The sequence below is a fragment of the Agaribacter marinus genome, assembly GCF_030160655.1.
GTDB lineage: Bacteria > Pseudomonadota > Gammaproteobacteria > Enterobacterales > Alteromonadaceae > Glaciecola > Glaciecola marina.
On record NZ_BSOT01000006.1, the window covers coordinates 145,849 to 171,664 of the forward strand.

18 protein-coding genes are annotated in these 25,816 nt (G+C 42.2%); 12 read left to right on the forward strand and 6 right to left on the reverse strand.

All coding sequences use genetic code 11. The features are described 5' to 3' along the window. Positions 1 to 145: 145 nt before the first annotated feature. From QQK00_RS11535 to QQK00_RS11555, 5 genes are all read left to right on the forward strand, one after another. Positions 146 to 826, forward strand: a complete 681-nt coding sequence (locus tag QQK00_RS11535; protein WP_284217730.1) for a response regulator transcription factor — start codon at positions 146 to 148, stop codon at positions 824 to 826. A 2-nt stretch (positions 827 to 828) separates the two neighbouring features. Continuing rightward, positions 829 to 2,085: a sensor histidine kinase gene (locus tag QQK00_RS11540; protein ID WP_284217731.1), complete on the forward strand. Its 1,257-nt coding sequence runs from the start codon at positions 829 to 831 to the stop codon at positions 2,083 to 2,085. An 89-nt stretch (positions 2,086 to 2,174) separates the two neighbouring features. After that, positions 2,175 to 4,304, forward strand: a complete 2,130-nt coding sequence (locus QQK00_RS11545) for a TonB-dependent receptor plug domain-containing protein (RefSeq protein ID WP_284217732.1) — start codon at positions 2,175 to 2,177, stop codon at positions 4,302 to 4,304. Positions 4,305 to 4,529: 225 nt separating this feature from the next. Continuing rightward, the gene (locus tag QQK00_RS11550; RefSeq protein ID WP_284217733.1) at positions 4,530 to 6,230 is read left to right on the forward strand and encodes a carbohydrate-binding protein; all 1,701 of its coding nucleotides are present in this window, start codon (positions 4,530 to 4,532) and stop codon (positions 6,228 to 6,230) included. Positions 6,231 to 6,240: 10 nt separating this feature from the next. Beyond that, positions 6,241 to 7,872, forward strand: coding sequence for a LamG domain-containing protein (locus QQK00_RS11555; RefSeq protein WP_284217734.1), 1,632 nt, complete (start codon positions 6,241 to 6,243; stop codon positions 7,870 to 7,872). Between the two features lie 15 nt (positions 7,873 to 7,887). Here the strand turns inward: QQK00_RS11555 and QQK00_RS11560 are convergent, their stop codons facing one another. Both QQK00_RS11560 and QQK00_RS11565 read right to left on the reverse strand, forming a co-directional pair. Next, a complete protein-coding gene (locus tag QQK00_RS11560; RefSeq protein ID WP_284217735.1) occupies positions 7,888 to 8,937 on the reverse strand; it encodes a mechanosensitive ion channel family protein in 1,050 nt (349 codons plus the stop codon). Positions 8,938 to 8,975: 38 nt separating this feature from the next. Next, positions 8,976 to 10,292, reverse strand: a complete 1,317-nt coding sequence (locus tag QQK00_RS11565) for an ABC1 kinase family protein (protein WP_284217736.1) — start codon at positions 10,290 to 10,292, stop codon at positions 8,976 to 8,978. 423 nt (positions 10,293 to 10,715) lie between these two features. Between QQK00_RS11565 and QQK00_RS11570 the strand changes: the two genes are divergently transcribed. Further along, positions 10,716 to 12,185, forward strand: a complete 1,470-nt coding sequence (locus tag QQK00_RS11570; RefSeq protein WP_284217737.1) for a NarK family nitrate/nitrite MFS transporter — start codon at positions 10,716 to 10,718, stop codon at positions 12,183 to 12,185. A gap of 46 nt (positions 12,186 to 12,231) precedes the next feature. Then, positions 12,232 to 14,028, forward strand: coding sequence for a bifunctional protein-serine/threonine kinase/phosphatase (locus QQK00_RS11575; protein ID WP_284217738.1), 1,797 nt, complete (start codon positions 12,232 to 12,234; stop codon positions 14,026 to 14,028). 6 nt (positions 14,029 to 14,034) lie between these two features. Here the strand turns inward: QQK00_RS11575 and QQK00_RS11580 are convergent, their stop codons facing one another. Together QQK00_RS11580 and QQK00_RS11585 are read right to left on the reverse strand one after the other, a co-directional pair. Then, positions 14,035 to 14,622 carry a DUF6702 family protein gene (locus tag QQK00_RS11580; RefSeq protein WP_284217739.1) on the reverse strand — a complete coding sequence of 196 codons (588 nt, stop codon included), beginning with the start codon at positions 14,620 to 14,622 and terminating at the stop codon, positions 14,035 to 14,037. Positions 14,623 to 14,639: 17 nt separating this feature from the next. Then, positions 14,640 to 17,090, reverse strand: coding sequence for a M1 family metallopeptidase (locus tag QQK00_RS11585; protein WP_284217740.1), 2,451 nt, complete (start codon positions 17,088 to 17,090; stop codon positions 14,640 to 14,642). Between the two features lie 241 nt (positions 17,091 to 17,331). Between QQK00_RS11585 and proB the strand changes: the two genes are divergently transcribed. The 5 genes from proB (at position 17,332) to QQK00_RS11610 (ending at position 23,767) form a co-directional block, all read left to right on the forward strand. Then, positions 17,332 to 18,456 carry a glutamate 5-kinase gene (proB, locus tag QQK00_RS11590; protein WP_284217741.1) on the forward strand — a complete coding sequence of 375 codons (1,125 nt, stop codon included), beginning with the start codon at positions 17,332 to 17,334 and terminating at the stop codon, positions 18,454 to 18,456. A gap of 62 nt (positions 18,457 to 18,518) precedes the next feature. After that, complete coding sequence (locus tag QQK00_RS11595; RefSeq protein ID WP_284217742.1) at positions 18,519 to 19,769, forward strand: glutamate-5-semialdehyde dehydrogenase; 1,251 nt, start codon at positions 18,519 to 18,521, stop codon at positions 19,767 to 19,769. A gap of 141 nt (positions 19,770 to 19,910) precedes the next feature. Further along, entirely contained in the window at positions 19,911 to 20,501 is a 591-nt protein-coding gene (gene can / locus QQK00_RS11600) for a carbonate dehydratase (protein ID WP_284217743.1), read from the forward strand. 119 nt (positions 20,502 to 20,620) lie between these two features. Then, the gene (locus QQK00_RS11605) at positions 20,621 to 22,411 is read left to right on the forward strand and encodes an alpha/beta hydrolase family protein (RefSeq protein WP_284217744.1); all 1,791 of its coding nucleotides are present in this window, start codon (positions 20,621 to 20,623) and stop codon (positions 22,409 to 22,411) included. 129 nt (positions 22,412 to 22,540) lie between these two features. Continuing rightward, positions 22,541 to 23,767, forward strand: coding sequence for a multidrug effflux MFS transporter (locus QQK00_RS11610; RefSeq protein WP_284217745.1), 1,227 nt, complete (start codon positions 22,541 to 22,543; stop codon positions 23,765 to 23,767). Between the two features lies 1 nt (position 23,768). On the opposite strand, the gene QQK00_RS11615 is transcribed toward QQK00_RS11610, so the two are convergent. Both QQK00_RS11615 and ilvC read right to left on the reverse strand, forming a co-directional pair. Further along, positions 23,769 to 24,029: a Cif family virulence factor gene (locus QQK00_RS11615; protein WP_284217746.1), complete on the reverse strand. Its 261-nt coding sequence runs from the start codon at positions 24,027 to 24,029 to the stop codon at positions 23,769 to 23,771. A 139-nt stretch (positions 24,030 to 24,168) separates the two neighbouring features. Further along, complete coding sequence (gene ilvC, locus QQK00_RS11620) at positions 24,169 to 25,647, reverse strand: ketol-acid reductoisomerase (protein WP_284217747.1); 1,479 nt, start codon at positions 25,645 to 25,647, stop codon at positions 24,169 to 24,171. Positions 25,648 to 25,816 lie beyond the last annotated feature (169 nt).

Here is a 25,816-nt window from a genome sequence, read left to right on the forward strand (position 1 = left end):
GCACGGCAATGAAACTCTCTTATGTCCCATGCTTTCACGAATGTTTCACACATCAGAAGATAAGATTAATGATGTACTCGGCCAAATTCTTAGGTAATCTGGCTTGAAAATAATTCATCATTAAGTAGCGGAAGGAAACCGACGAATGCAATCTTTGTCTATATTGGTCGTAGAGGATAATCGAGATATAGCAGAAAACTTGGTTAACTTTTTGGAGGACTGCGGGCACGAGGTAGATGCAATTCATTCGGGTAATCGGGCGCATCAACTATTGTCAATTAATCAGTACGATGTGTTGTGTCTAGATGTGATGTTACCTGGTATGGATGGCTTTACGCTGGCCAGAAAGGTGCGTAACGAACTTAACTTGTCTATTCCTATTTTATTCATGACCGCTAGAGATACCCTTGAAGATAAGGTTGAAGGCTTTACCTTTGGCGGCGATGACTATTTAACTAAGCCTTTTGACCTTCAAGAAGTTGAATTGCGTATTTCTGCTTTAGCAAGGCGTGCATACGGCAATGTGACTAACCGTTTATTGGTTGGCCAATGGCGAATAGAGTTTTCTCGCTTGCAGCTATTTCATCGAGATGAAGCAATTAAAACGACGCAAACTGGCTTCAATATATTTAAACAACTCGCCCTTAATTACCCAAACCTAGTGAGTCGACAGGCCCTTGAACGAAGCCTGTGGGGCGAATTACCCCCGGCAAGTGATGCTTTGCGTAGCCATATTTTTGCATTAAGAAAGGCGATACGTGAAGCGACGACACATGACGCCATTGAAACGGTTCACGGACTTGGTTTTCGCTTGGTAGTTGAATAACCGTGATTCCCAACAGAAAGTCATCGTTGCGCCGTTCGATTACGCTCGGTTTACTACTTTTTTTTAGCCTTCAATTGCTAGTTGGTTTATTTTATTTGTTGATGAGCTTCTATTCTGGTCAAGAAAGTGTTCATTCCGCATTTTTAACCATGCAAGCGAAAGAGTATTTGCTTGCTAAGGCGCAAGATTCAAGCGTCGTCACGCCAAGAAATCCGTCGTTCAGTGTCTATTTATCGACTGACGAAATGCCGAGTACTCTATCAACGATTGCTGAAGATTTATCTGTGGGTTATCACGATTTAGATGAAGTAGATCCCTTTGGCAGCGGCGAACAAACGGAGCTGCAAGTATACATTGTCGACATTCAAAACATCGGGCGACACTATTTTGTGTCGCGCATTTTTGAGCCTGATGATGTTAATTTTATGCGAGATAAAACCTTGGGGTTCATTGGTAGTTATACACTCGCGGCGATGGTATTGAGCTTCTTCTTTATCTGGTTACTTCGCCGTCACTATTTACATCCTCTAAACGCTTTAATAGACAGTGTAAACACCTGGGACTTTTCTTCAGAACCGAGCCAGTTTGCCAAAACGTATAACAAGGGGGACTTGGGCATACTTGCGCGTTCATTAGACGAACTGAGTCAGCGACAAGCTGAATTTCTCCGCCGTGAACAAAATACGACTCGCAACATAAGCCACGAACTTCGCACACCTATTACAGTTATTCGCAGTACGTTGGATCTAATGCAAATGCGCGCAAACAAAAATGGTGAGCATGAAAATGACAATCAACTCGCGAAGCTTAAACGTGCCTGTGATGAGCTAGAAGCCAACGTGTACGGCATTTTGTATTTGGGCCGGGAAAAACACTTAGACAACGAAATTACGGAAGCCACCGAAGAATGCAGAGATATTATTCAAGGACTTGAAGAGCACCCTGCTTGGAACATGTCTTATGTTGAACTGGACATTGAAAACGGGATCGTACTAAATTGTCAGCGCATCATGTTTAGAATTCTTGTCGGGAATTTGCTTAGAAATGCATTGGAGCATGGTGAAGTTAATTCCATCAAAATTTCATTAAACAGTACCTTGTTATCTATTCACAATACGCAGCAATCGCCACTTGAAGACATTGATGAGAATCATTTTGGTTTAGGGCTCGATATCGTTAGGCAAATATGCGAGCGCTTAACGTGGCGTTTTTCTTTGACTAAGAGTGGCGTAAGTATTTGCGCAAAGGTCACGTTTTAAATATTTCACACTTGCTTCACACTCCCTTGTCATTTGATTGACGTAAGCCATGGCAACCTAGTCCCAGATTGAATAAATAGGGACTAAAAATGAAGAAAAATGGTGTTAAGTATATTTCGTTTTGTATTGCTTCATGCTTGCTGTCAAATGCCTTTGTCATTAATCAAACATTTGCTCAAACAGAAACGAACGGTGTATCTACAAATAGCGAAGTAGAAAAAGAAACTGAAGTGATTGATGTGGTGGCAATGCGACCACAAGGTATCCAAATTTCTTCAAAACAAATTACGACGATGCCGGGTGGTTTTGGTGACCCTCTCAAAGCGTTAGATGCACTGCCAGGCGTGGTCTTAGCGCTACCCTCTACAGGCAGCCCTGTTGCACAACCGGCGATTCGAGGCAGCTCCCCAGGTGACAATCAATATGAAAGTGATTTTTTGCCAGTTGGATACGTGTTCCACCGTGAGGGCATTAGTATATTTAACCCCTTGTTGATTAAAGGTTTCGATTTGAAAACGTCTGCCTGGTCAGGACAATATAATGATTCTATTGGTGGTGTTATTTCAACTGAACTCAGAGATCCTAACTTTGAAGAATTCAATGCCATCATTGATTTGAGCCAAATTCGTTCCGGTATTTTAGTTGAGTCGCCTCTAGGATCGAAAGCCGCATTTTATGCATCTTATCGAGAATCACTTATTCATCACTTTGTAGATGATGTGGTTGAAGATGAAGATTTTACCTTCTCAACCCCCCCGCGAAATCACGACTATCAAGTCAAGTTTGTGTGGGACATGAATAGCAAAAACACTTTGCGTGTAGTGGCTACAGGGGCTGAAGATATCGCCAGAATTGCATTTAAGGAAGATGCAAAAGAAGTTGCCAGAAACCCTGATCTAGCCGCCGGGGAAGGTTTTAGCTCAAAATATGACAACGTAGGATTTATTCTTGATAACGATAGCTGGCTAGGCGAATCAAAATTTGCTGTAAACTTTTTAGATCGCCAAATTGATATCAATGAAGGGCTTGTAGAGCAAAGTTCATTTAAAACTAAGGATACATTGTTTAAATGGCGGACAAAAACTGCCCTCGACATTGGCCATCTTACATGGGGAGGGGAGTGGTTAAATCGAGCGATCACGCATACCAATAATAGTCGTTTGCTGACCTGTATCCCTGAGTTCGATACTTGTGCACCAAGCCCGTTGTCGCCAATTGTGCAAGATATTGTCGACGTGGATGTCAGATTTTCCTCACTTTATGCAGATTGGTACATGCCTGTAACTCAAAAATGGGATGCTACCCTTACGCTAGCGGTAAACAATGATGATTTTACGGATACCACAAGCCTTGAGCCACGAGTGTTAGCGAGTTATCAGCTGAACGAAAAACAGACCTTGAGTTTTTCTGCAGGTAAGTATCAACAATGGTTTAGAGATCCGAATATATTGAGCCCCGTGTTTGGAAATCCAGATTTAACGCCAAGTGATGCGACTATGTTGGGTGTTGTTTTTGACCAAGCAATGGGCAACGGTTTTAATTGGAAAGTTGACCTTTATTACAAGCAGCTCAATAACTTGATTGTGCCTGAACAAAGCGATAGTCAGATGGCAGAAAATGGGCAAGTGATGACAACAAGCGATGTTGCGCCCTATAGCAATAATGGCGAAGGTACAGCATGGGGGGCAGAATTTATGATTAATAAGGCGTTGACTGACGATTGGTATGGTTGGTTTTCCCTTGCTTATACAAAGTCCGAACGCAAAAACTCGCAGACAAATGAGACAATCAATTATGAGTTTGATATTCCAGTGATTGCAAATTTGGTTGCAAAATACCAATGGAGTGATAATTGGCACTTTGGCGTTAAATGGACTTACCGTAGCGGTCGACGTTATACCGATGTGTTAGATTCGTTTCCGGTATTTGCAAATGCGGATAACCCCAATACGCCATCGGATGAACCACTGTTTTATGTGCCTGTTTACGGCGAATTCAATGGGCAGCGCAGAGAATCAGGTCATCGCTTAGATATTCGTGTGGATTACATGACAAAAATTTATGGCTCTAATGTGAATATGTATATCGATGTCTTGAATGTGTTAGGTAGTCAACGAATACAGGAGGACGAATGGAATGCTGATTACACCTCGTCTATTCCAGATTATGAATTTCCTGACGAAATGTTTCCGGGTTTAGGTATCTCAATGCAATTCTAGCGTTGTGTGCAATGACTTGGCCATCCGAAATTCCCTGGCGGGTGGTTAAGTCATTTTTCTTTTGTGACGTCTTCTGATGACTGTTTGTAGAGGCGTTTTAGCGTCAAAAGCTATTGCTCTAATGGTAAACGACTAAATTTCGTAAAATAAAAATAAATTTTAGATATAAAATTTGTTAATATTATGTTGCCAATTAATGGAAGTATATATTTACGAGATTTTGCAATGCAACGAACAGTCCATAGTTTAATATTAAGCGCAGCCTTATGTTCGCCCTCTTTGGCTAATGATTGGGAAGGAATTCCAGTACCTGCAGATGCCGGTCAAGGTAAAGTCTGGGTACTACAAGATTTGTCAGATAGCTTTGACTATGAAGCACCAGCTGATGATAAAGGTGCTGAGTTTTTCTCTCGCTGGAATGAAGGTTACATAAATACTTGGTTAGGGCCAGGTAAAACAGTTTGGGAGGATACTCATTCATCAGTTACCGGTGGCGAGTTATTGATAAGAGCCAGTAGAATACCCGACAATTATGTGCTTGAAGATAAACAAGGTGGTGTGTTCGTTGGCAGTATCAGCTCGAATCAACCTGTTATTTATCCCATTTATATGGAAGCACGGGCGCAGCTTAACAACTCAACTTTGGCATCTACCTTTTGGTTTTTAAGTGGTGACTCGACACAAGAAATTGACGTGATTGAGGCATATGGCGGTGATGGCGCTGATAATAACGGCGATGGAGTAATAAGCGGGAACAACGAAGATAATCGCTGGTTTGCCAAACGCCTACATTTAAGTAGCCATACATTTATACGCGAACCTTTCATGGACTATCAACCAAAAGACGAAGAGGGTGTTTTGGGGACTTGGTATCATGAAGATGGGCGCGATAACTGGCGAGATGAGTATGTGACAGTCGGCGCATATTGGAAATCACCAGACCATATCGAATACTATGTGAATGGGAATTGGGTGCGGACGATTACGAGTACTGGTTACTCTTATCTTCAACCTGACGGAGCCGTATTTGAAGAAACATTAGATTTTAACCCGCTTGATAAATTTGATTATACAAATGGCACTGGGCTTAATAAGCCCATGTTCGCTATTATTAGTATGGAAGATCAAGATTGGCGAGAAGCAATTGGTCTTACTCCTACCAATACAGATTTAGCGAATGAAGCGACCAATACATATAAGGTAGATTGGGTAAGGTTTTATAAACCTGTGCTGGAGGCCAGTTTAATAGATACTAGTGACTGGACCCGGGGGGACGCGATTACTACAGAATTCGGTAGTTTTTCTGCGACAGGTAAAGATGGTGCAGCAGTCAGTGGAGATGACGTAGAAGGATTTAGTCTGTCGGGCATCGACAACATTAACTTCAACACCGTCGGTGATTGGGGAGATTACCTTGTTGACGTCCCTCAAGCAGGGCATTACGACGTAGAATTTGTAACTGGCTCGCCAGCGGCGTCAGGCATAGGTATTCAGTTGTTTATTGACAATGAGCTTGTTAAGACCGTCAGCTTTGATGGTACAGGCGGTTGGGAAAATTACGCAGCAGTGGATGCCGGTGCTATCTATATAGCGGAGGCGGGCAGTAAAACAGTCAGAGTACAAAGTTCTGGAAACGAGACGTGGCAATGGAATGGCGATGAATTCTCATTTTTTCAGTTAACCAATCCAAATCCAGAAGTTTTCCCAGAGCCAGAGCCTGTGCCTACACCAGCGCCTGAACCTTTGCCAGAGCCCGAACCTGCACCAGAGCCCGAACCTGCGCCAGCACCAGAACCTGCGCCCGAATCACCGCCTGCAACGGACGCGAGCACGGACTCTGGCGGTGGATCAACTAGTATTCTTCTGCTTGGATTGTTAGCTTTATTGGCTGGGTGCAGGCGACACGTTAATTTTAACCAATACTAAATGGAAAAACATGACGGTTAATAAACAACAAAAATGCTCAGGCGTGATAGTGCAAGCTATATTTGTTTTTGGGGCGTTGTTAAGTCTAGTGGCCTGTGGCGGGGGCGGAGGCGCTAGCCAGCCAACAGACTCCCCTCCAGCAGTGCCTTCATTGCCTGCGCCGGAGCCATCTCCGACGCCAGCACCTGAGCCAGAGCCTATGCCACCTAGTAGTCTAGGCTGTGATCTTGGTCATATATGTGAAAGCTTTGATGACGCACAGCTTGATGAGGCTTGGAAGATGTCGATTGGAAGAGGTGAAAAATTTTCTACGTCTGAAAGAAGTAGCGCGGGTACGCGTTCTTTCCAATTCATTAGTAACAATAGCGTCTCTGTTGATTTAGCTGAAACCCGCTTCAATACCGTACTACAAATGTCATTTGACAACGAAACACTCAGCGACGTGTCAACGAACAATCACAATATAGAGCGCCATGGCGGCGAGTTTGCTGAAGGTATTGTAGGCAGTGGATGGCAATTTGATGGTAACGATGACTACTTAGAGGTCTCACATTCTTCTCGTTTAGAAATTCGCCGGGCGATTACCGCGAGCTTATGGTACAAACACAAAGATCAGGCAGACAACTTATTTTATTCACTTGTAGAGCAGAGCGCGAACGAGTTTAGCGGGCATTCGCGATACGGTATTTGGATAGATCAGGTGAATAGAGTGTCAGCTTGTATTGAACCCGACACTTGTGACGGTGGTGATACTTGCCAACGATGTGTTATAGCCCCGTCTGTGCGTTTAATTGAGGATGATTGGTATCACCTTGCAATGACCTATGATGGTCGTGCGCTTAAGCTCTTTGTGAACGGATTAGTTGCCGGTGAATTTACTTATGAAAGAGAAACTAACATTTCGACTAAGCCTTATCCTTTAACTTTGGGCACTGACATTTATGATGGTAGTAGTTCATTTTTGAGGGGCACTATTGATGAAGTGTATTTAGCTGAGAGGGCCACCCCTGATGCAAATATTGTGACAGAATATCAGGCCCTCGGTATTCGCGATGCGAGTATTAGCTTACCTTTAGCCAATTATCCAGAAATTCAACAGGATCTATGGGGGCGAATGTGGGTGTATTTCAAATCTTCAGATGAGGATAATTCAGGGAGTGGCACTGTTACAGGTTTTAATTTTCTTGAGATGTCCGGTAAACCAAAGGCTTCGGCGGATATTAGTGAAGAGACTAAGGTTAGCTATCAGTTGGGTGTTGGCAGTAATGAAAGTGGTGATAGTCACCTATTAGCAAAGTATAACACTGAGCTGGATCGAAATTTTGATGGTATATCGGACGTTGTGACAGATTGTGCGTTGCCAAGTGACGCTATTTCACCGCCTGAAAATCAATGGACTTGCATTGAATGGCGTTTTAACACTGAAAATAATCATATTGAATATTGGTTGGACGGTACTCAAATTATATCTGTGGATCAGCGTGCGGGGAGTTGTGCGGGTGATGATCAACTACAAGTGTGGAATGGCCCGGAAAAATTCACTGAATTAAAAATAGGGGTTATGCAGACTTCGCAAGACCTTACTCACACTATGTACGTAGATGAGCTAATTGTCGATACTGAACAAATTGGGTGTAACTAAGTATTTGTTGCGCCCTTAAGATTTTTGTTCTTTTTTGAGTTGATGTATCCGCGCAAGCTTTGCTTGTTTGATACTTAGTTGCTTTTGATATTTCTCTTTTTTTTCTGGTGTCGCTAGTTTTAAACTTTCTTGTAGCGTTTTGATTTGTTCCATCAGTTGTTGCTCCACGAACTCTTGTTGTTCGGCCGCTTCAGCTTTATCGAAAATGAGTTCCTCAGGTGTTGCTTCTGGCAATGTATCGGTTTTCTTTGATCTCGGTGATTTTGCTATTACTGGCGGCTTGTCGTCCATACGACGTTGATTAATAAATCCAGGTGATACTATCTCTATACTGGCATTGTGCAACGTGTCCAGTACATTCGCGAGCAAACGTGACCGCGCAGATATAAGACTTTTGACTTCTTCCAATAGCCCTGAAATACGGTAGGTAATCGAAAAGTCGCCTAGTTCAATAATTTGCACGAAGGGGTCTTTTAGATCTGCGCTCTCTGCTGCATCAATTAATAGTGCTTCAATCTTTTTGTGATGCAGATCATAACCGAGTGACAAATTCGCTGAAATGATCGTGCCTGAACTGCGCACTACTTGGAGTGGTTGAGCGAGTAAATAGCTATTGGTGAAAGCAACTAATTCACGCTGTTCGGTTTGAATTTCAGTGTCAAAAATCCCTGCTTCGGTCACCCGCCCAAAAAATTCGCCCACACGAATAAAGTCACCGGTTCGAAAAGGTTTTGTTATTCGCATAACAAGTCCCGACATAATGTTAGAGACAAGGGCGGTAGATGAAAATGCAATAACACCAGACAATAAAATACCAAGTAAGCCGAGTACTTGATTCCGAGTGTCTTTTTCAACTGGTAACGATATGACAATAGAGATGACAGCGATAAAATATAGTAAGGCAAGGGTTAATTGTCGTGGAAATTTTGCTGACATACTCAGTGTTTTATCACCGAGCAAAAGTTTATGACTAGATCCTAGAATGAGAATACTGAACATCAATGTAAACACAAAGGGAATAAGTGATATGCCGGTGGTAAAGACTAACTGACTAAAATCATCCATGTGCTCTCCCTATTATAGTATACACATTGACTTACATGTTATTTTGCTGGTTTCGTTAAGTGTTGAGCAAGCAATTGTTTAAGTTTGATATTCGCGCTCACTCGATTCGCAAGTAATATCATGCCACTTATTTTCCGGTTTACCAATGCAGTATCAAAATCAGGTGACGCCACTGCATTTTTATTTCGCATGAGTGATTGTGTTTGTTTGTATAGGCGTTGGATTAAATTTTCTTTTTTTAGGTTATAGCTGTCTACTTGCAAACACTCGCTAGCGGTCATTGAGGCATCTACAACGGTTGTAATGATATCATTGGGCATATCATTTCGTAATAAGCCCAAATCCAATAGTGACGCTTTCATTTCATTTGTATCTTGTGCTTGCATGCCACTTGCCATTCTGCGGTAAGTTGTTTGAGTTTTTGGTGATATTTCGCAGCATGCACCAAAGTCCAAAAGCGCAATTTGTCCAGTACTCGGTAACAGAAGAAAGTTTGCGAAGTTGGGGTCACTTTGCATAAAGCCATGCGAAAATAGCTCATCGAGTGTAAGGGTGATCAATGCTTGCATCGTTTTGTCGATGTACGCTTGAGGTTGTTGGCCTAGAGTATCTAGCGATTGGCCGTCAATAAATTCCATTGCTAAAATAAACTCATTGCATAACGATGCTTCGATATCTGGAATTACGAAAATACTCTGTTTGCCAAGTAAGTCCTTGTATTTAGCTAAATACGCGCGCTCTTCAATATAGTTAGCTTCTTTCTTTAGTTGTTTCTTTGCTTCTTCCAAGAGGTGGTTTAAATCAAATTGAGGAGGTATGACGCCACTCAATTTAAGTAAGCGGCCAAGATTGTTAATGTCACTGTCAATGCTTTTTGCAATGTTAGGGTATTGTACTTTTATCGCTAATTCTCGCCCGCCTTTTAGTCGCGCTTTATGTACTTGTCCAATGGAGGCACTCGCGATGGGTTCAAACGAAAAATATTCGAATTGGGTTTGCCAATCTTGTCCCCAATGGTTGTTTAGCATATACAATAGTTGGTCTTTAGGCATTGAGTCCGCGCCTTGCCGGAGTTGCGCTAAAATGGGCTCCCACTCTGCTGGCAAAAACTCACCAGCGTCCATTGATAGCATTTGACCTACTTTCATTGCTGCGCCGCGCATTTGCGCCAATTGTTGCGTGATCGACTGAGCATTATCGTTAGTGAGTAAGGTATTTTGCAGTGTTGGGCGTTTAGCGCTGAGTAGTTGGCTTGTGGTGTTAGAAATAACCGCGCCCGTTAACTTTGCTGCCAAGCCGCCTATTTTGCCCAGACGACCCATTCGAGAACTTGGTACTTTGCTGCTGCGTTTCATACATTCATTGTATTTGATACTGATTCGTTAACAGTTAGCTTAAACGCTAAATCTAGCCAGCAATAGTAATTTTTGTATTTTTCTTGTGCACCGTTATTTATGAAACTTCAGGTTTGGTGCAATGCATATGGCATGAATAGTGCTTTATAAGCGCACCTTGGCGGTGAATTTACACATGAAGTAGGCTAGATACCTTGTTTTTGTTGTAAATTTATATTGAGCACGCTTCTAAATGCTCGGTTGTTGTGCGATCTTGTTGTTATGTGCACACATATGGTGCCTTTTGAATGCACTAAATCATACCGTTAAAGCAAACACAATTTGATTAGAACACAGGCGTTCGTGATTTATTTGGCTTAAATGGCTAAGTAAAGACGGACGTTTTTTTTTGCAAATATTATTTTATTGATTGAGGCATCTCCTATGAGTGAAAGCGGAAAACTGAATCTTTTGTCATTTACCGGCAAGATGAAGATTCTCCACATGAGTTGGATCGCATTTTTTATTACGTTTTTTGTGTGGTTTAACCATGCGCCATTACTTGGGTCAATCGCCGCATCATTGGGTTTAAGCCCTGCCGAAGTAAAAACCCTACTCATTTTGAATGTGGCGCTCACTATCCCAGCTCGCATAATCATCGGGATGTTAACCGATAAGTTTGGGCCTCGCATTACTTACGCTGCTTTATTGTTCATCGCTAGTATTCCTTGTTTCATGTTTGCACTATCTACAGATTTTGCAACTGCCGCACTGTCTCGTTTTCTACTTGGTTTTATCGGTGCGGGTTTCGTTGTTGGAATTCGTATGGTAAGTGAATGGTTTCCTGCGAATGAGTTAGGTACTGCAGAAGGTATTTATGGTGGTTGGGGTAATTTTGGTTCAGCTGCAGGTGCAATGTTACTGCCTACTATCGCATTACTTTTTGGTGGAGAGGATGGTTGGCGTTACGCTGTTGGTATAACTGGGGCAATGAGTCTTTTCTTCAGTTTCGTTTGGTATAAAAACGTGTCTGATACACCAAAAGGATCTACCTACTTTAAGCCTAAAAAAATAGGCGGTATGGAAGTAACCAGTAAAGGTGACTTCGTATTTATGCTAGTGATGAAAATTCCTATGTATGCTGCATTGTCTTTATTAACGTGGAAGTTGTCACCGGCAGGCGTTTCAATTTTATCAGACATGGCGGCAACGGGTATTTATGTCAGCTTAGCCCTTATTTTGGTTTATGACTGCTACAGTGCATATGACGTAAATCGTGATATGTTTAAAAAGCCTGTGCCTGAAGTTGAGCGATATCAGTTTAAACAAGTAGCTGTGCTCAACATATTGTACTTTGCAACGTTTGGTTCTGAGTTAGCCGTGGTATCAATGTTACCTTTGTTTTTCTCAGAGGTATTTGAGTTAGATATGGTTTATGCGGGCCTATTGGCTTCTGCATACGCCTTCATGAATTTAATGTCGCGTCCAGCGGGCGGCTTTATTAGCGATAAATTTGGCCGTAAGAAAACCTTGTTAATTTTAACGGCAGGTTTGGCTGTGGGTTACACCGTTATGGCACTTATTGACAGTACTTGGCCTTTGTACTTGGCGGTGGCTGCAGCGATGGCTTGTTCATTCTTTGTGCAATCAGGTGAAGGCGCTGTGTTCGCGGTCGTGCCACTCATCAAGCGTCGCTTAACTGGACAAATCGCGGGTATGACCGGTGCTTATGGTAATGTAGGCGCGGTATTCTATTTAACTGTATTGTCGATGGTTGATTACTCTACTTTCTTCTTGGTCATTGCAGCAACTGCAGCATTGGGCTTTGTTACATTGTTCTTGTTACGTGAACCAGAAGGCCACATGGCAGAAGTGAACGAAGATGGTACAGTAGAGCTTATTAAAGTTAACTAATGGGGTTTTGCCGCCATGTTTTTATTTGCTTGGCGGCATTACAATAATGACACAATCTTCTCGCTCCCCTACTTCATCTTTGTCTTTGCAATTTGGCGGTAAGTCTATTGCAGGGGCAAAAAGCATGAATCAAGATGCCTTTGCGGCACATTTACCTGATAATAGTGATAAAGACTTTAAAGGTGGTGCTGCTGCCATCGCCGACGGCGTCAGCAGTTGCAAGGATTCGCACATTGCAAGTCAAGCCAGTGTGACTAGCTTTATTCAAGATTATTTTAGCACTCCCCAAAGTTGGAGTGTGCCCAATGCGGTCTCTCGTGTATTAACTGCGCTGAACAACTGGTTACACAAAGAGAATAGTCAAAGCAGTCGAGAGCAAGACAGTAAACTATGTACTTTCTCAGCCGTTGTCATCAAGTCAAATACCTTGCATGTATTTCATGTTGGCGATTCAAGGGTCTATTTACTTCAAGATGGGGAGCTTGAACTTCTTACCACCGACCATGTGAGAATGGCGGGCGGTACGCAGTTTTTGGCGCGCGCAATGGGGGCAGATCGTCACCTTGATGTGGACTATGCCAGTCGTATTGTTAACAAGGGTGATCAAATCTTGATGACCACCGATGGCGTACACGAACATATTTCGCAAAATGCACTCAGAGATATGATGCTGCAAGTAAATATGCCTGACCCGACAAGAACAAATATTGTCAATCTAGGTGACAATAAACCCTTTGGTGTAAATACCCCAGAAATGATTGCCGACAAAATGGTAAAAACGGCGCTAGATAGGGGGAGTGATGATAATTTAACTGCGCTCATCGTCAGTATAGACGAGCTCCCTAGCGAAACACTAGACGAAACTCACAAAAGAGTGCTGCAACTTGCGATACCACCAGTATTAGCGCAAGGTAACAAACTTGACGATTACGAAGTTTTGGATGTGATATTTAGCGGTACTCGCAGTCACATGTACCTAGTAAAAGATAAAAACACTAGTGAAAAATTTGTGCTTAAAGCACCGTCGCTTAACTTCCAGCAAGACACATTGTACTTAGACGGCTTTATTCGTGAGGAATGGGTAGGGCAAAAAATCGATCACCCCAATGTGATGAAGACATACAAGCCACGTCCAGATACTCAGTTTTTATATTACTTAGGTGAGCATATCCAAGGTATGAACTTGAGGGAGTGGATGAATGACAACCCAAATCCACCCTTGGATGAAGTCAGAGATTTAACAAAGCAAATTATTGCTGGTCTTCGTGCATTTCAACGTGCTGATATGGTGCATCAAGATCTAAAGCCCGAGAATATTATGATCAATCAAGATGGGCGCGTGAAAATTCTTGATTTTGGTACGGTGAAAATTGCGGGTGTGGAAGAAATGAATTCACCACTAGATAAGTCAATCCCTCAAGGGTCTGTGAATTATGTTGCACCGGAGTACTTACGCGGTGAACAAGGTAATTTTCAAGCAGACCTATTCTCATTGGGTGTAATTGTTTATGAAATGATTACTGGGCAACTTCCGTATAAGGAGATGTCGACGAACGATGTGAGCTTGGCTCGTTACTCTGATTTGGAGTACAGACCGGCCATTCACCATCGTAAAGACTTGCCCTTTTGGGTAGAAGGTTGTCTAAAGAAAGCCCTGCAGCCCAATCCTCGCTATAGGTATATGGCATTTTCTGAGTTTTTATTAGATTTAACTAAGCCGAATCAAACGCTTGAGGCAAACATACAACACCAGCCTTTAATAGAAAAAAATCCGATACTTGTTTGGCAAATAATAGCTGCAGCGCTATTAGGACTAAATTTACTGCAACTATTGATAACATGACTCAAATTAATGAGAAAAATCGATATTGAGTACTTCTGTGTTGTCAGTAAAGGTTAACGTATTAATACTGTCATCAAATTTAACGTTTACGGTATTCGTTTGTGCATGCCAAATATCGCGTAATGCGTTATGCACTACTTGAAGGCCGCCTAATTTTTCAGGCTTTGTGGTTTCTTGGTATACCCAAAAGTGTTTGCCATCAATTTCATAACCCACAAGTGTTAAATCCAGCGCGGTATTGTCTGCCTGATAAATACCGAAACGTTCCGCAACATAGCCTGCAAACGCTTTTTGCGTTTCTTCTTTCCTGTGGATATCTGCACCAGTGTCGAATAACTCTTGTACCGCGTGTTCTGCATCATGAAGGCTGAAACGGTGCATAATTTCAAGCGTATTCGTTCGTTGGTTTAACTCTACTCTTGATATTGCTGCTTTTACTTGGTGAGCTTCCGCAACCGCATTACATGTGAGCAACACACTGAATAGCAAATACCCTAATAGCGTATGTATTTTTTTTGTCTTGCTTTGACCCTTTTCTATCGCAGAGAATAAATCTGCGATAGAAAAGCTTGAAGACATCAACTTATTATTCATCTTCAATTGCGCCTGCATTACTGGTCGTCTTCCTCGTCAGAATCGAGTTCAGTTTTAATATCATGCATGATATCTCTGCGCACCTTAGCTTTGCTGGCACTGCGCTTATAGCTTTCTATACGCGACTCAATAATACGACGGGGGTAGTGGTTGTTATCCACATCTACGTCTGCTGTTTCCCAGCGTGGATCAACCGTGACACTCTCCAATACTTTGTTTTTATCCGTTACAAAGAGCTTACTTACTTTTTTGGGCGTTCTTCTCCAAATTTCAGCTGGAATGCGCACCAATTCTTTACTTCCGTCTTCAAAGGCCATTTCAACAATAATTGGCATTACTAAGCCTCCAAGATTTGAAAAGTCCATGACGTAGTAGTTCTTGTCTTCTTTGACAGCTCTTTCTAAAGCTGCTCGCTCCCACGGGTCTAAGTCTTCGAGGTACGACTGATAGCTATTGCGTTCCTTATTAGTCACTGTGAATCGATCGTTGTCGTCGTAAAAATCTTTGATGTCTTTGTTACGATCAACCCAAAGTGTTTTACCCTCAGCTTTGTTTCGCTCATCAGTCAACGATAGAGGTTTATCTAGTTCTGCTTGACGCTCACGAGCGAAATCGATGTCAGGATCTTCGGTATCCAAACGCAATTTGTATACACGGTCGACCGAGATATCTACGTGATCGGTAGAATAGAACCATCCGCGCCAGAACCAGTCCAGGTCGACACCAGATGCTTCTTCCATCGTTCTAAAAAAATCGGCTGGCGTTGGGCGTTTGTATTTCCATCGTAATGAATACTCTTTGAAGGCAAAATCAAAAAGTTCACGACCCAAAATAGTTTCACGCAAAATATTTAACGCTGCCGCTGGTTTGGTGTATGCATTAGGCCCTAGGCGAAGCACTGAATCTGATTGCGTCATTATGGGGACTTGAGTACTTGATGCCATGTAGTCAGTAATATCTCGAGGCTCAACGCCCCACGGAATCATCGGATCCCATTCTCGACCTGCGACACCATCTAAGAAACTGTTAAGGCCTTCGTCCATCCATGTCCATTGACGTTCGTCAGAATTCACAATCATTGGAAAGTAAATGTGTCCAATTTCATGGATCACTACGCCAATTAGAAAGCGCTTTTCTGCAAGTGAGTATGTGCGCGAACCGTCATCACGCAATTCCGTGCGAGGACCATTAAAGGTGATCATTGGATATTCCATACCACCAACTGGCCCATTGACTGATTGAGCGGTTGGATAAGGGTAATCAAATGAGAAGCGTGAATATACTTCCATTGTATGGATCACCGATTCAGTGGAATATTTTTTCCAAAGATCGCCGCCTTCTTTTGGATAAAAAGACATTGCCATTACCAATGGCATCTCTTCTCCACCCTGCTGATAACCTTTTGCATCCCACATAAACTTGCGAGAACTGGCCCACGCAAAGTCCCTCACATTGTCAGCAGTAAACTGCCAAGTTTTCGTTTTTGACGTGCCCTTTTTTTCGTTATCTAGCGCTTCTTCTTCGGTCACAATAAATACAGGACGCTTGGCTTTTTCCGCTTTTTTAAGTCGTTCTCGTTGCTTTTTGGTCAATACATCTTTTGGATTTGCTAAGACACCAGTAGAAGACACAATGTGGTCAGCAGGCACAGTGATATTAACCTCATAGTCGCCGAATTCTAAGGTAAATTCACCTCGGCCAATAAATTCTTTGTTTGTCCATGCTTCATAGTCAGTATACGCGGCGAGTCTTGGAAACCATTGCGCAAGTAAGAAAATATCGTTGCCACCTTCCCTTTCATCGTCAGGAAAATGCTCATAACCAGCACGGGCCGAGACTGCATCCTCTTCAACGATGTTAAACGCAAAATCAATATCAAAGACGGTAGTTTTGTTTGGACTTAAGGGCGTAGGTAAATCAACACGCATCAAAGTACCAACAATGACGTACTCCAATGCCTGTCCATTAGCGCTTTCAACGCGAGTAATGTCATAACCAAGCTCAGTATCTTCTACAAAGTGTTGACGTCTAAGTGCCGCCAAGCTTATTTTTGCTGGCGTACTACCCGAAGCTGCTTGCGTTGAAGGGCCTCGACTACCAATACCACCAAATGTAGTAGTAAGGGCTGACATTGAGTCATTCTTGAACTTGTTTTGGTCTAGTTGTATCCACAAATATTTGAGTGTATCTGGTGAGTTGTTGGTGTACGTAATTTTTTGAGATGCTTCAAGGCGACGTTTTTCTTCATCGAGTGTAACGTCAATGACGTAATCTACTTGCTGCTGCCAGTACATGTGACCAGGTTCGCCGGCGGCATTCCTGTATACGTTGGGCGTTGGCAATACTTCGTCTAATTGTCTAAATTTGTCTTCGTAATTCCCTTTCGTTTGATTTATCGCAGAGTGGGCATTTGCAGTCGCAAGCAACAATAGACCCAAGGGTATGAGCCTGACATGTTTAAATAACATAGAAATTCCTTTGATTTGTCGTTTTTGGTAGGTCTATCGCCTATCTTTCACCCACATCATATAGGAAAGAAAAGCGCCTGTCAGTTGATGTAAATAGTGTGTTAATAGGTATGACTAAAGTTATTAAAATATAAGGTAAATTTGGGCAATTCTTTTTTTTTGTGCATATTTTTGCTTAAGCGCTTGAGAAACCCCTCAATATCACTATCCTTTACGCATTGATTTACAAAATGAAGTGTTAATGGCTGAATTTACTTGGCAAACTGCAGTAATTAAGATTGGAAGTGCGTTAGTTTCACCTGACGGCACAGGGTGCAGTATTCAATATATTCAGCATGTCGCTAGATTTATTAGTGAATGTCGAAAGCATAATAAGCATGTGATATTGGTGTCGTCTGGCAGCGTTGCCGCTGCTAGAGGGAGTATAAAAACAGGCATTAAAGTAAGTGCTAGCGAAAAATCTGCGATGGCGGCGTTAGGACAAACGAAGTTGATGACCTTATGGTCGACCTTGTTCGACTTTCCTTGCGCGCAGCTGCTTCTAACTGTCGATGATCTGAATGACCGACAGCGCTACGTAAATATTAAAAACACTATTCAAGAGTTGCTCGACAATGGTGTTTTGCCGATTGTAAATGAAAATGACACGGTAACCGTCGAAAGGTCTAAAGTCGGTGACAATGACAATTTAGCGGCGCACACGGCAATCGCGGTGCAAGCAGATTGCTTACTAATTTGTACGGATGTTGACGGTCTATATACTGGTAATCCTCGAACGAACCCTGCTGCAACATTGATTCCCGTTGTAGAGCATATTAATGATGAAATCATGGGTTTGGCTGGCGGCGCAGGCAGTAATGTTGGCACTGGTGGCATGATCACAAAGATTCAGGCGGCAAAGCGCGCTACCTATTCAGGCATTCAAACCTTATTGGTGCGTGGTAACGATCCTACCACTTTTGATAAGTTACTCACAGGCGATTGCCCCGGTACCTTGTTTTTGCCTGAAGATCAGGGGAACCGTGCAAAGCATGAATGGATTGCGCATACGTCGCACCCAAAGGGCGAAATTATAATAGACCACGGAGCTTTCATTGCGATGACAGAACGTGGTGCATCATTATTGCCGGCAGGCATTATTGAAGTAAAAGGCACGTTTGCACAAGAAGATGCGGTGCTAGTAATGCATGAAGGAACAGTTATTGGCAAAGGTATCAGTGAGTTTTCATCCGCCGAAATTCAACAAATTGCGGGTGTTAAGAGTCATTTAGTGTCGAGAATCTTAGCCTATGACGCATCAGAGGTGGTTATTCACCGAGACAACTTTGTGTTAATTACACCTGAAAAATTAACGCATTTCGAATAGACTACAACGTAATATTTAGTGCATCATTTATATACCATGGAGAACCTTCGAGTCTAATCGTCATGACATTCGATATCAAGCTGGCTGCAGCTCAAGCAAAAGCAGCAAAAAACGCAATAGCAAATCTAAGCCAAGCACAACGTTTGGCATTGCTTCTTTCTGTGGCAAAAGGTCTACGCGAAAATGTAGAGCCTATTTTGGCAGCAAATAAGGTTGATTTAGACAATGCCAAGGAGAGTGGTTTAAGCGATGCAATGATTGATAGATTGGCGCTTAACGCTGACGGTGTTGAAGCCATCGCTAAAGCCGTTGAAGAAATAGCACATCAACCTGAAGTGTTGGGTAGCATTAATAACATTCAACCACTGCCAAGTGGTATTCAAGTTGGGAAAATGCGTATTCCTCTTGGTGTCATTGCGATGATATACGAATCAAGACCTAACGTGACAATAGATGCCGCCGCACTATGCTTAAAAGCGGGTAACGCTGTGATTTTACGTGGCGGTAAAGAGGCGCAGGCGTCAAATAAAGCACTAGCATCTGTGCTCCACTCAGCGTTAGAAGCTCAAGGTTTGCCAGCAGCAATAGCGACAGTTATTCCAGTCCCTGACCGTGAAGTGATGCAAGAGATGCTTACATTAAGTGAGAGTATCGATTTGATTATTCCAAGAGGTGGTGAAGGTCTCATTCGTTATGTTTCAACGAACAGTCAGATTCCGGTTATTCAGCACTTTAAAGGTGTTTGTCATTTATTCATTGATAAAGATGCCGATTTAGATAAAGCAATTCCTATTTTGGAAAATGGAAAGACGCAACGCACAGGCGTATGTAACGCATTGGAAACGTTACTTGTTCATGTAGACGTGGCGACGCAAGCCATGCCAAAAGTTGCTGCGTTGTTTGATGAAAAAGGCGTAAAAGTACATGCCTGTGAGCGAGCAATTGGCTATTTAAGCAACGCTGAATTTGCTACAAAAGAAGATTGGGAAGCAGAATATCTGGCGTTGGAAATTGCAGTAAAGATAGTGGATGACTTCGATACGGCGGTGACGCATATACAAGAGTACGGCAGCGGCCATACTGAAGTTATTGTGACTGAGAATCTAGCAAGTTCACAACGCTTTATGCGAGAAGTTAATTCATCCGTAATTATGTTAAACGCGTCATCTCGTTTTTCTGATGGTGGACAGCTTGGCCTCGGCGCAGAAATTGGTATATCAACATCTAAGTTACATGCATACGGACCAATGGGTGCACAGCAACTGACCACGGAGAAATTTGTGGTTTACGGTGATGGCCATATTAGAGTGTAAGCAATCGTTATTTCTTTAGTTAATAAAGGTGGCAATTATGCCACCTTTATTGTTTATTCCCACTAAGTTTGAAAGCTGCGCTAGGTTTTCTATTAAAAAATCGTCATAATCAAACATCCCTATGAATTAAGGCAATATCGAATGCCAGAAATAAAAAAACTCATTGATAACAATACTCGTTGGGCGGAAGCGGTAAATGCAGAAGATCCTACTTTTTTTGATCAACTATCGAGGCAACAAAGCCCGGAATATTTGTGGATAGGTTGTTCTGATTCAAGAGTGCCCGCAAACCAAATCGTTGATTTAATGCCGGGAGATATTTTTGTTCACCGTAATGTAGCTAATCTTGTTGTACACACGGATTTTAATTGCCTATCGGTACTGCAATATGCAATTGATGTGTTAAAAGTAAAGCACATTATCGTTTGTGGTCATTATGGTTGCGGGGGCGTTGAAGCAGCGTTGTCAGATCAAAAATTTGGTTTAATAGATAACTGGTTGTTGCACATAAAAGACATTGCAAAAGAGAATAAACTTGAGCTTTCGCAATTGGAAAAAGAACAACGTTTGGCACGTTTGTGTGAACTCAATGTGCTACAACAGGCAGAAAACGTGACCAAGACCACCGTATTTAATGACGCTATTGCACGTGGACAAGAGCTACAAATACATAGCTGGGTGTATAGCTTATCAAATGGAAAAATAAAGGTACTTAATCGTCAATATGCCTAGTTAAGGGCATAAACGTATTTTGATGATCGTATTCTAAGCATCATAGTGTATCTGTTTCCCCGTCAGGGAAGCGTATCGCATTTGTTCAAAATTATCAGCAAAATGGCGGTGTATCTGTATTGTCTACACTCGATTTTGAGAGTGGTGAAAGCAAACTTATGCTGACATCGGACAATGTAAAGGTAAAGTTCAATTGGTTTGAGTGGGCAAACGATGACATTCTATTAATTAGTGCTAGGTACGAAACAAAAGAGAGGCAACTTAGGTATTATCAAACGCGGCTACTTAGTATGAATGCCGCAGACAAAGAGCCTAAGGCTAAACTGCTTTTAAAACCATCGTTAGCTAGATTTGGTAATAAGGACAATAATAGTCAATTCCAAGACAACGTGATTGACTATTTGCCTGACGATCCCGAGCATATTTTGCTTTCAGTTGACCTTGATGTACCCAATATGCCCTCGGTGTATCGTGTGAATATCCGTACGGGTAAAAAAAGGCGGGTAGAGCGTGGCAAGCTTAGTATTCGCAATTGGATAACTGACCAGCAAAATCAAATAAGGGTCGGATATACATATGATTACAAAACGGCTGACGCAAGCTATCTGATACGCACCGAAAAGGGCGCTTCATTTGAGACATTATTTGAATTTAACGCAATTAATGACAAACCAAAACATGTGCTTGGGTTTGCCATAGATCCTAATATTCTTTATTACTCTGCTTACAAGGGGGACTTCCGCGCTGTTTATAAGTTGCGCATTGATACTAACGAATCAGAGTTAGTGCTAGCGCATGAAGACAGAGATGTCAGTGGCGGTGTGATTTATTCAAAGAAAACAGGCGATGTTATCGGGATTTACGATAGGTTGTCATCTTATGGTCGGTATTATTTTGACAAGCGGAATTATGCCTTAAATAGAGGTCTTGAAGCCATTTTTGAAGGAACAAAAGCCTATATAACAGACATGACCCGTGATGAAACTAAATATGTCGCATTGATTGAGTCAGACGACAAAGCGCCTGAGTATTATTGGGGTGACCGTACCGATAAATCAATAAATCTTTTGTTTGAGCAATATCCTGATTTGTATCAGAAAAAACTGTCCCATCATAAACTCATCAGCTTCGAAGCAAGAGATGGTGTATCCATCGAAGGATACTTAACACTGCCTTTGGTTGGCGAGGCGCCGTATCCAACGGTGTTGCATCCGCACGGTGGGCCAGGTGCGAGAGACCAAGCTGGTTTTGATCCATGGGTCGCTTATATGGCCAATAGGGGGTATGCGGTGCTACGGCCTAATTTTAGAGGTTCGACGGGTTATGGGTACGAGTTTGCTCAAGCACAAATGGGGCGTTGGGGCTTAGAAATGCAAGACGACTTGACGGATGCCACTGAGTGGTTGATTGAAAGTGGTGTAGCAGATAAAGATAAGATATGTATTTTTGGTGCAAGTTACGGCGGTTATGCAGCGATGATGGCCGCGGTTAAAACACCTGAGCTATATACATGTGCGGTCAGTTTTGCAGGCGTGTCGGATTTAAAAATGTTACGTAGGACAGGGCGTAAATTTTTAGGTGGGAAAGTTAGAGGGGATGCGCAGTTAGGCGACGATACGAAGGATTTGAATAGTCGTTCACCTATTCGTCATGTCGAAAAAATTGCGACGCCAATGTTAATTATGCATGGTAGTGACGATATTGTTGTAAGAGTTAACCAATCTCGATACTTTGTTGAAGAACTCATTGATGAAAAGAAAAAGCACAAATATGTAGAATTTGAAAATGGCGACCACTATCTCTCTATTCAGAAAAATCGTCACTTATTTTTTGACGAATTGGATGCATTTTTTGCTGAGCATTTAGGTGTCCCTGCCGCATCAGCCACTGGAACGGAAATATCTGAATGATACAAAAAATGATACAAATTACACATAACTTTTATCCGATACCGAAGTAAACTATGTTACATTCTGCACTCGTTTTGTTTGACGCTGAGTGACTATAGTTTCGGCGTATTCATTCTAGGATAAGAGTTAATGCATAGTATCGATAGCATCAGTACAGAGACTCAAACTAGGCAGTTACCACTTGCCGAGTTTATTGTATTGATGGCGCTGTTTACCGCGTTAATCGCACTTAGCATTGACGCGATGTTACCTGCATTAGACATTATCGGGAATGACCTTAATAGCACAAGCCCACAACAAAACTACCTAATAATCTCATTGTTTTTTGTCGGCCTAGCGCTCGGCCAACTTTTCTTTGGGCCATTTGCTGATGCGCGAGGTCGGCGTTTGACGATTCTCGTTGGTTTGATCATCTTCATGTGTGGTACGGCGGTGTGTTATCTGTCTACGAACATCGAAATATTGCTGTTTGGTAGAATAATACAAGCCTTTGGTCTGTCAGGACCACGTATCGCGAGTATGGCCCTTGTAAGGGATTTATATAAAGGCGACGCAATGGCGCGAGTGATGTCGCTCATCATGGTGATATTTATCTTGATGCCGATGGTTGCACCATTGATTGGCCAGTTCGTGATGTTTTGGTTGGGGTGGCGTCATATTTTTTCTGTTTTTGCGGTCGTAGCGATTATATCGGCAACTTGGTTTTTTTTGCGTCAAGGTGAAACATTACCAAGAGCGAATCGCGTAAAATTTAGTTGGAAAAACTTTTCCTCGTCTATCAAGTGGCTATTGAATCATCCTGTTGTAATGGGCAGTACGTTAGGGATGGGGACAATATTTGGTGCGTTCTTAGGGTATTTAAGCGCATCTCAAAGGATTTTTACACAAATATATGATACTGGCACGTACTTTCCCCTCATATTTGCATTATTATCTTTTTCTATCGGCGCGGCGTCACTGTTTAACAGCATAATGGTGATGAAGTTAGGCATGGTTAAGCTAGTGAAATGGGCAACTATTATGTCGGTTGTTTTTTCTTTTTGCTTGCTAGCTTCTGTTGTCGTTTACCTTGATAAACCGCCCTTATGGCTATTTATACTGATCATGTTTATTGGTTTTTTCTTTATTGGAATTCTGTTTGGGAATTTGAATTCTTTAGCAATGGAACCCGTAGGACATATCGCTGGCGTCGGGGCTGCATTTATTGGGTCTTTCTCAACGGTAATTTCGGTAGTTATTGGCGTGTTTATCAGTCAATACGTGCATGATACGCTATTGCCTATCGGCCTCGGTTTTACAGTGTTTAGTATACTGACATATATATCCGTGATGTATGCTATTCGTCACAAACAATGAATCAATTGCTTCTTTGTAGTTTTGTATTGTGACGTATAATTTCATGACCATAGGAATTATCGACTGAACATAACCAAATGCCTTTTGCGTTTTTGGTGAACACATATGTTGCTTTACGAATCGCTATTTTTCCTTTGGCATTGCGACCCGGCTCAATCACTAAAATGGCATCATCTGTATAGATATCAATTAAGGAATCAAAGTCCTCAGAAACAATCACGTTGTCTGCTTTATGGATTTGTTCAATTACAGGATGATCCATTGTCTCTCCAAAATATATGTTTTTATTTAGCATATCAGTATAGAGAGTAACAGCCATAAAAAAGCCCGGCCAAATTGACCGGGCAAAAGGAGCTTAGTTAAAGCACCTAACGACAGAACTGTCGAGCGTTAATAAATGACTATGAAACGATAGCTTTCATATCTGTCATGTATCCACGCAATTCTTTACCTACTGATTCGACGCCATGGCTGCGAATCGCTTCGTTAATTTGTACAAGTTTCATGTTGTCAACGCCGTTAGAGGTGTTGCTCAACCCACCACCTAAGTGTTCGCTAGTGATACTTGGTAAAATTTTGTCTTTCAAAATCGGCACTGCTGCATTGGCAAACAAATAGTTTCCGTATTCGGCGGTATCTGAAATCACTACATTCATTTCGTACAAACGCTTACGTGCGATGGTGTTTGAAATAAGTGGCGTTTCGTGCAATGACTCGTAGTACGCTGACTCAGGTAAGATGCCCGCTTCAACCATTACGTCGAATGCTAACTCTACACCTGCTTTGATACACGCAACTAAAAAGATGCCTTTATCAAAGAAGTCTTGGTCTGTGATTTTGCCGTCGTACACTGGCGCATTTTCAAAACCAGTTTCGCCGGTTTCTTCACGCCATTTAAACAAGTTAGCATCGCCATTTGCCCAATCTTCCATCATTGTTTTTGAGAATTCACCGCTGATGATATCATCTTGGTGCTTTTCAAATAATGGACGGAATTCAGTAATTAATGTTTCAGATAACTCGTACGCAGCTACTTTCGCTGGGTTCGATAGGCGGTCCATCATGTGGCTAACGCCGCCAATCTTAAGCGCTTCTGTAATGGCTTCTAAGCCATATTGAATAAGTGCTGCTGCATATGCAGGATCAACACCATCTTCAAGCATTTTTTCGTAACCAACAATCGCCGCAGCTTGCTGCATACCACATAGGATTGTTTGCTCACCCATTAGGTCAGACTTAACTTCAGCGACAAATGAGCTCTCAAGCACACCGGCTCTATCTCCGCCTGTTGCACTCGCTAATGCTTTCGCAATGGCAAGACCTTCGCCTTGAGGGTCGTTTTCTGGGTGAACTGCGATAAGAGTCGGTACACCAAAACCACGCTTGTATTCTTCACGTACTTCAGAACCAGGGCTTTTTGGCGCACACATCACAACAGTAATATCACCGCGAATCTGCTGGCCTTCTTCAACGATGTTGAATCCGTGAGAGTAACCTAGTGTAGCGCCTGTTTTCATTAGTGGCATTACTGCCTCTACAACACTCGCATGTTGCTTGTCAGGCGTCAGGTTATATACTAAATCTGCGTTTGGAATTACGTCTTGGTAAGTTCCTACAGTGAAGCCATTTTCGCTAGCGCGTTTAAATGAATCTCTTTTTTCGTCAATAGCTGCTTGGCGTAATGCGTAGCTGACATTTAAGCCAGAGTCGCGCATGTTAAGGCCTTGGTTTAGACCTTGAGCACCACACCCAACGATAACAATTGATTTCCCTTTCAATACTTCACATCCCTCAGCAAATTCTGAGCGTTGCATAAATCTGCAACGACCAAGCTGATCGAGTTGTTTGCGAAGTGGTAAGCTATTAAAGTAATTTGCCATGATTTTTCCGAGCATCTAGAAAACAAACAATTTGTTTTCACATAATTTATGTCTGTGACGACAAGTTGAGCGCATACTATATAGTTTGTTTTGTTGTTTAAAGTGAATTATATGAAATTTAATGTTTCATAAAGTGAAATATATATAGCGTAATGCGCAAATAATCGTA

Bases quoted from the DNA above. Each gene is read 5' to 3' on its own strand.
- QQK00_RS11570 (WP_284217737.1), top strand. From the start codon at position 10,716: ATGAGTGAAAGCGGAAAACTGAATCTTTTGTCATTTACCGGCAAGATG.
- QQK00_RS11615 (WP_284217746.1), bottom strand. From the start codon at position 24,029: ATGGATCATCCTGTAATTGAACAAATCCATAAAGCAGACAACGTGATT.
- QQK00_RS11575 (WP_284217738.1), top strand. From the start codon at position 12,232: ATGACACAATCTTCTCGCTCCCCTACTTCATCTTTGTCTTTGCAATTT.
- QQK00_RS11555 (WP_284217734.1), top strand. From the start codon at position 6,241: ATGACGGTTAATAAACAACAAAAATGCTCAGGCGTGATAGTGCAAGCT.
- QQK00_RS11560 (WP_284217735.1), bottom strand. From the start codon at position 8,937: ATGGATGATTTTAGTCAGTTAGTCTTTACCACCGGCATATCACTTATT.
- QQK00_RS11580 (WP_284217739.1), bottom strand. From the start codon at position 14,622: ATGAATAATAAGTTGATGTCTTCAAGCTTTTCTATCGCAGATTTATTC.
- can (WP_284217743.1), top strand. From the start codon at position 19,911: ATGCCAGAAATAAAAAAACTCATTGATAACAATACTCGTTGGGCGGAA.
- ilvC (WP_284217747.1), bottom strand. From the start codon at position 25,647: ATGGCAAATTACTTTAATAGCTTACCACTTCGCAAACAACTCGATCAG.
- QQK00_RS11585 (WP_284217740.1), bottom strand. From the start codon at position 17,090: ATGTTATTTAAACATGTCAGGCTCATACCCTTGGGTCTATTGTTGCTT.
- QQK00_RS11550 (WP_284217733.1), top strand. From the start codon at position 4,530: ATGCAACGAACAGTCCATAGTTTAATATTAAGCGCAGCCTTATGTTCG.
- QQK00_RS11545 (WP_284217732.1), top strand. From the start codon at position 2,175: ATGAAGAAAAATGGTGTTAAGTATATTTCGTTTTGTATTGCTTCATGC.
- QQK00_RS11535 (WP_284217730.1), top strand. From the start codon at position 146: ATGCAATCTTTGTCTATATTGGTCGTAGAGGATAATCGAGATATAGCA.
- QQK00_RS11565 (WP_284217736.1), bottom strand. From the start codon at position 10,292: ATGAAACGCAGCAGCAAAGTACCAAGTTCTCGAATGGGTCGTCTGGGC.
- QQK00_RS11595 (WP_284217742.1), top strand. From the start codon at position 18,519: ATGACATTCGATATCAAGCTGGCTGCAGCTCAAGCAAAAGCAGCAAAA.
- proB (WP_284217741.1), top strand. From the start codon at position 17,332: ATGGCTGAATTTACTTGGCAAACTGCAGTAATTAAGATTGGAAGTGCG.
- QQK00_RS11610 (WP_284217745.1), top strand. From the start codon at position 22,541: ATGCATAGTATCGATAGCATCAGTACAGAGACTCAAACTAGGCAGTTA.